This is a genomic window from Actinotalea sp. C106, assembly GCF_023630195.1.
Classification (GTDB): domain Bacteria; phylum Actinomycetota; class Actinomycetes; order Actinomycetales; family Cellulomonadaceae; genus Actinotalea.
On the sequence record NZ_JALPKN010000275.1, the window covers coordinates 1 to 4,074 of the forward strand.

Genomic DNA, 4,074 nt, shown 5'->3' on the forward strand with positions numbered 1-4,074 from the left:
CGGTGGAGGTGCCTCGGGGGTCGGCGTCGAGGTCGGCGTCGGTTCCGGGGTGCGCGTGACGGGCTGGGCGGCTGCCGGGGTGGGACGGCTCGCCACCGCGGCAGCGACCGGTGCGTCGTCAGGCTGGCGGACGGCGACCGTGACCGCACCGCCGACCACCAGCGTCACGGCGACCAGGACGGCGGCCAGCGTCTGCTTGCTCACGGCGACGCCACCGAGCATGAGGGACGCCCCCTGCTCCGCCCCGGCAGCGGCCTGCCCGAGGGCGTGCGCACCGGCGTCCTGACCCAGGGCGGCGAGGATCGCCGGCACCGGCACCAGACCCAGCCCTCCCAGCAAGGTCTCGACGGGGAGCAGGTCGGCTGAGATCGCGGTGCACCGGCGGCACTCGCGGACGTGACGGGCGATGCGCTTGCGCCATACCGGCGCCGGTTCGCCGTCCCACTCGGCCGTGACGAGGGTGAGCTCGTCGCAGGGCGGGGTCGCCGCGAGCACCCGGACCACGCTCCGGGCCGTGCCGAGCTGGGCCTTCATCCGTTGGACGCGGACGGCGGCGTGCTCACGGCTCAGGTCGAGGGCATCGGCGAGCTCCTCGCGGGTGAGCTCCCCGGAGGTCTCCAGCCACCAGAGGGACAGCACCTCGCGGTGGTCCTCGTCCATCCATCGGGTGGCCTCCGCGGTCTCGCGGCGCTGCCCGGACAGCTCGAGGCGGGCGATGGTCAGGTCTGCGAAGTCGGGGGACGGGTCCTGCAGATCCTCGGGCAGCGGGGCGTCCGACGTGGCCCGACGGGCCTGGTGCCGGTCCCGCGTCTGGCGGACGGCGATGGCGACCAGCCAGGAGCGGAACGCCTCGGGGTCGCGCAGGTCACCAAGGTTGCGGACCACGCGGAGCATCGTGTCCTGCACGACGTCGTCGACGTCGGCATGGCCGGAGAGCGCGCGGCCGACGATCGAGTAGACCAGCGGCAGGTGCTCGGCCACCAGCCTGTCGATCGCCTCGGGGTCGCCTGCGCGCGCGGCGAGCACGGTGGCGGTGTCGGTCTGATGGGCCATCTGAGTGCGTACCTCTCCGTGGGACGACGACGCGCCGGACCCGGGTGATGACCGTACCGGGCACAGCCGGGGGCGATCGGGGGGGCCGCGAGGACGCGGCGGGCGGGTGGCGCGGCGCCTCTCGTGCTCGAAGCCGCGCCACCCCGCCTCTGCGCGATCAGCCCGTGAAGGGCAGCGCCACCGTGGAGCCCTGCAGGTCGACGGCGGTCGGGCTGCTGCCGATGACGTTCCACAGCTCGACGCGCACCGTGCCACCGCTCAGGTCCCCGAGCTCTCCCTGGGCCTCCTGGAACCCCGACCGGTGGGTGTACGTCTCCCACCCCGGCAGAGGGTCGGTCGCGTAGTAGCGGAAGGTCTCGACCCGGTCCCAGCTGCCGTCCCCGGTCAGGTCGTAGGACACGCGCAGGCGGGTCCCGTTCCCGATGCCGCTGAGGGCGTCCAGCCCGACGGCGAACTCGGTGGCCCCACCGGTGAAGGTCCCGGTGAGCCCGCGGGCCTCGGCGACCAGGCCCGTCGTCGGGTCCCCGACGGCGTCCTGACCGCGTGCCGCGACGAGGGTGGTCGAGGCCCCCCCGGACGGGGAGGGGGCCAGGGCCCCGTGGGCCGTGAGGTGGCGCTCGAACCCGGCCGGCTGCGGGTCCGGGTCCGGCTCGGGGTCGGGACCGGGCTCAGGGTCGGGGCCTGGCTCGGGTGCCACCGGTCCCCCGCCGGCGGAGCCACCGCTCCACCGGTGGGCGCCGGTGGTCACGGTCTGCCCGGCCGGGACGGTCACCGCCTCGCCGTCGGAGAACTGCACGGTGATCGGCTCGGCGGTGAGGTTGGCGGCCACGTAGGTCCGCCCAGCGTCGCCGTCGAAGGCCACCGCCAGGGGATGGTCGGCCCGGATCTCGGCGGCCACGGTGCCGAGCCGCGCGAGGTTCGCGACCCAGTGGTACGTGTGGGCCCGGGTCTCCCCCTCCTCGACGGTGTAGCCGGGGTCGGCCTCGAGCCGTGCCAGGGCCTCGGCGCCGTCCCCGAGGGCCAGGTAGGACCAGTGGATGTCCTTCCAGACCCCGGGCGGACCGCCGACGGCGTCCTCGAGCTCGGCGACGTTGCTCACCACGTCGTCGGGCCGCAGGCCGAGGTACAGGTGCCCGCCGGTCACGGGGAGCAGGTTGATGCCCTGGATCATCTCCGGGGCGCCGCTGAACCAGGTCGAGTACGTCCCGCCCGAGCCCCAGACCATGCCGAGGGTGGTGTGGCCGAAGCCCTCGGGGATGGCCCCGGCCTCGTCGAACCAGTACTGCTGGATGGCCGCGGCCTGGGTGGCGTAGAGGAACGCCCCGGCGTCGCGGACCTCACGGTCGCCGGTGGCCTCGCCCCACTGCACCAGGGCGTTGGCGAAGTTCATGCCCTCGGAGCTGGACTCCTGGTTGTTGCCGGACCCGAAGGCCCCGTGACCGGCCGCCCAGTCGTGGCCCGCGTAGATGTCGAAGTCCCGCAGGTAGGGGAACAGCGGGTCATCGCGGTCGTAGCCGTTGGCGTCCCGGATGAGCAGGTCGACCATGCCGCCGTAGGCCTCGGGGGCGGCCCACGCGGGGTCGAACCGGGCGAGGGTCGCGGCGGCGGCGATGAAGTAGCCGTAGTGGAAGTGGTGGTCGTTGAGCTCGCGGTCCGAGCCGTAGGAGGCCGGGAACCCGACCAGGGTGCCCCAGCTCTCGTTGTACGCGAACACCTGCTCGGTCTTGCCCGGGGTCGCGGTGAACCAGTGGGTCAGGGTGTCGCGGATCTGCCCGAGGGCGGTGTCGCGGGTGTCCTCGAGGCCGAGCTGGTCGGCGATCTCGGCGATGCGCGCGGCGCGGCCCAGGGCCTTGCCGGTCCAGTAGGTGTCCGGGCCGTGGGCGCCCATGGGGTCGGCGGCCACCTCGGCGAGCAGCTCCTCGAGCTGGGCGCGCTGGGCGCCGTCCCCGGTCGCGACGGCGGGGACCTCGGGCAGCACCCCGGTGAATGGGGTGGCCGTGGTGAAGGACTCGCCGCCCACCAGGGTGGTCATGTCACCGCGCGGCGAGGGGTACTGCCGGTCCAGCTCGGTGCCGCCACCGACGCCCGTCAGGTAGGCGCTCTGGTGCGGGTAGAGGGACACGACGGTGCCCTGCGCGGAGCCTTCGACGGCCTGGGTGGTCAGGCGGTAGGTGGTGCGGACCACGCCGTCGGCCTGGTCGTACTCGTAGTCGGCCGTGGTGCCGGTGACCTCGGCGAAGGCGTACGGGGCGTACTGCTGGGCGATCTCGCGACGGGTCTCGTCGGAGTCTGAGGGCGCGGTCGGCAGGGCGACGACCGACAGGTAGCCGGTGCCGGCGAGGGTCGAGCGCAGGGTGCTGCCCTGCACCGACCAGCTCGACCCGGCCGGGGCGAAGGCGACGTAGTCGCTGTCCCCCGCGGTGAAGCCGACCTGCCCGCCGTCCTGGTGCCACAGGTCCACGGGACCGGTGCCGGTCAGCACAGCGTCCCCGCCGGTGATCCGGTAGTAGCTGAAGGGCAGCCCGTGGCCGATCGTGGCCCGCAAGGTGCGCGCCTCGTCGGTCCAGGACGGCGTGACGGTCCAGTCCGACCAGTCGGCCACCTCGACGACGGGGGCCTGCAGCCCGTCCACGCCCACGACGACGTCCTCGGTGTAGGGGTAGTGGAACTCCCCCACTCCCCCGGAGGTGCCGGAGAGCACGGGCTCGCGGGTCGAGGACAGGCCCAGCCCGCCGGTGTGCGGCTGGTAGGAGACGGGGTGTGCGTGCAGCGGGGCGCTCGTGGTGCAGCTGGCGCCCTCCTGCTTGAACACGAGCGAGGACCACCAGTCGTTGGTCGGCACGGCCCCTGCGGGGGCGTCCTCGGTCAGGTAGGCGCGGGCGTCGGTCGCCAGCGGCGCACAGCCCTCGGGGGCGGGGCCGACGCGGTCGGTGGTGTAGCTGCCCTCACCGACCGGGCGGGTCTCGGCGTGCGGGGCGGGGGCGAGCGACCCGCCTGCGACGGCGGGGTGCACCGCGGTGC

Annotated in this window: 2 protein-coding genes; both read right to left on the minus strand. The window is 74.3% G+C overall.

What is annotated here, in order from left to right:
* On the minus strand, positions 1-1,053 hold a 1,053-nt coding region (locus tag L0B03_RS14780), incomplete at its 3' end, for an RNA polymerase sigma factor (protein ID WP_250447136.1).
* 157 nt (positions 1,054-1,210) lie between these two features.
* The coding region (locus L0B03_RS14785) for a glycosyl hydrolase (RefSeq protein ID WP_250447137.1) at positions 1,211-4,074 on the minus strand (2,864 nt) is incomplete at its 5' end.